Origin of the sequence: Microbacterium sp. Leaf351 (genome assembly GCF_001423825.1) — a bacterium.
Classification (GTDB): Bacteria; Actinomycetota; Actinomycetes; order Actinomycetales; family Microbacteriaceae; genus Microbacterium; species Microbacterium ginsengisoli.
Map to the genome: position 1 here is coordinate 27,292 of NZ_LMPK01000007.1, position 2,668 is coordinate 29,959.

Annotated in this window: 2 protein-coding genes; both read left to right on the plus strand. The window is 74.0% G+C overall.

The features are described 5' to 3' along the window. The first annotated feature begins 64 nt into the window (after positions 1-64). Positions 65-2,566 (plus strand): circularly permuted type 2 ATP-grasp protein, encoded by a 2,502-nt coding sequence (locus tag ASG00_RS02660; protein WP_056206642.1) that lies wholly within the window; start codon positions 65-67, stop codon positions 2,564-2,566. After that, the coding region (locus ASG00_RS16560) for a transglutaminase N-terminal domain-containing protein (RefSeq protein WP_327037469.1) at positions 2,563-2,668 on the plus strand (106 nt) is incomplete at its 3' end. The genes ASG00_RS02660 and ASG00_RS16560, both read left to right, overlap by 4 nt.

The following is a 2,668-nucleotide window of genomic DNA, read 5'->3' on the forward strand; positions in this document are numbered from 1 at the left end:
GCGGGCGCGCCGCCGCGACCGCCGACTACCCGCACACCCTCGACCTCAGGAGGGCGCCCCGCCCGTGACGGTCATCCGCGACTACGCCGCCACCCTCGCCCAGCCGGCCCTGCCGCTGGGCGGGAGCGGTTTCGCGCGCGTGCGGTACGACGAGGTGATCGCCCCCGACGGCACGCTGCGCGAGGCGTGGAAGGCGATGGCCGAGAGCGTCGTCGCGCTCACACCCGCGGAGCTTCAGCGGGCCGAGGCGGAGGTGCGGCAGTTCCTCGTCGACGACGGAGTGACGTACGCCCCCGCGGGCGGTGACGCGCAGCCGTGGCAGCTCGACCCGGTCCCGCTCGTGCTCGCCCCCGACGAGTGGACGCGCATCGAGGCGGGCCTGGCGCAGCGCGCCGAGCTGTTCGATGCGATCCTCGCCGACCTCTACGGCCCGCAGACGCTGCTGGCCGACGGTTCGATCCCGGCGGCGGCGGTGTTCGGGCACGCGGGCTACGTGCGCTCCGCCGTGCGCGCGGGCACCGGCGAGACATCCCTGTTCCTGCTCGCCTCCGATCTCGGTCGCGACGCGTCCGGCGAGTGGTGCGTGCTCACCGACCGCACCCAGGCGCCGTCGGGCCTCGGCTATGCGCGGGAGAACCGGCGCGTCATCTCGCAGGTGCTGCCCGAGCTCTACCAGGAGCACCGGCTGCACCGCATGGACCCCTACTTCGCGGCGCTGCGGCAGAGCCTGCTGAGCGCGGCCGAGGGGGTCGCCGACCCGCGGGTGGTGATCCTCACCCCGGGCGCCCTGTCGGAGACCGCGTACGACCAGGCCTACCTCGCCGGAGCCCTCGGCTTCCCGCTCGTGCAGGGCAGCGATCTGGTCGTCTGGGAGGGCTGGCTCTGGGTCAAGCCGTCGGGCTGGCCCGAGGTGCGCCCGACCGAGCGCGTCGACGTCATCCTGCGACGGGTGGATGCCGCGTGGTGCGACCCGCTCACGCAGCGCTCCGACTCGCGGCTGGGGGTCGCCGGTCTCGTCGAGGTCATCCGCCGCGGTCGCGTGCGGGTCGTGAACGGACTGGGCGCGAGCGTGCTCGAGAACCCGGCGCTGTCGCCCGTGCTGCCGGAGCTCTGTGAGCGTCTGCTCGGCGAGCAGCTGCGGCTGTCGACACCGGCGACCTGGTGGGGCGGCGACGCGACTGGCCTCGAGGTGCTGCTCGCCCGCCTCGACGACGAGTCGTTCGCGGTGCGCACGATCGACGGCGCCGGCATGCCCGACGCGGATGCCTCGCCCGACGCGGTGCGTGCGCTGATCGGCGAGAACCCGTGGCGCTGGGCCGGGCACGAGGTGCTCACCCTGTCGCAGGCGCCGGTGTGCGGTGCCGATGGGCAGGCGCTGGCCGCCCCCGTGACGCTGCGCACCTTCACGCTGCGGCATGGCTCGACCTATCGCCCCCTCGTCGGGGGGCTGGCCAACGTCGCGCACGCGCAGCGTCCGGGCCGGGTCTCGAAGGACGTCTGGGTCATGAAGAGCACGCCGGGCGATCCCGACCAGGGTCTGCTCGAGCTCGAGCCGGTGTCGGTCTCCGGGGTCATCCCCGCGCTCGGACCCCGCGCGATCGAGGACATGTGGTGGATCGGCCGCTACGCCGAGCGGGCGGAGGACCTGCTGCGCCTCGTCGTGGCGGTGCACACGCACGCCGACCGGCTGCCTGCGGGCGACGCGGCCGCCGACGACGCCGTGCTGGTCGCGATGGCCGCGATCGAACGCCTCATCGGGCGACGGCCGGGCACGGTGCACCAGGAGCTGCGGTCGGCGATCGTCGAGGCATCCCGACCCGGCACCGCGGCGCAGTCGCTCGCGCAGCTGCGCTTCGCGCTCGAGGCGGTGCGCGACCAGCTCTCGAACGACGTGTGGCGCAGCGTCGCGGCGAGCGACCGTGCGCTCGGCGAGCTGCGCGCCTCCGGCCAGCGTCAGATCGCCGACGGCGCCGGCCGCATGCTCACCGGCATCCTGTCCCTGCAGGCGGTGACGGCGAACATGATCCGCGACGACGGCTGGTTGGCGATCGAGGCGGGCCGCTGGATCGAGCGGTCGCTGCAGGTGTGCCTGTTGCTGCGGTCCACGGTCGTCGAGAAGCGCGAGCGGTTCGTCGAGCTGTCGGTGCTGGAGATGGTGCTCGCCTCGGCCGAGAGCGCCGTGACCCAGCGTCGCCGTTACCGCGGCAACGTGCGCGTGTACGGCGTGCTCGAGCTGCTGCTGCTCGACGCCCGCAACCCGCGCTCGGTGGCCTTCGCGCTGGGCGAGCTGCGCGCGCGCCTCACGGCGCTCCCCCGATCGACGGGTTCCACGCGCCCCGAGCGTCTGCTGGAGCAGCTCGAGCAGACGCTGGCAGAGACGGATGCCGCAGCCCTCGCGTCGACCTCGGACGGTCACCGTGACGGGCTCGAGCGCCTGCTGGACGACACGATCGCCCAGCTGCGGCTGCTGGCCGAGGCGGTCGCCGACCTGCACTTCGCAAGCGGCCCGACCGCGCAGCCGATCACCGCGCTGTCGCTCACCGAGCTGCTGGCGGTGGCGTCATGAAGTACCGCGTGAGGCACTGCACCGAGTACACATACAGCTCGGAGGTCGAGAACAGCCTCGGACTCGCGCACCTCGCCCCCCGGGCGCTGCCGTGGCAGCGGG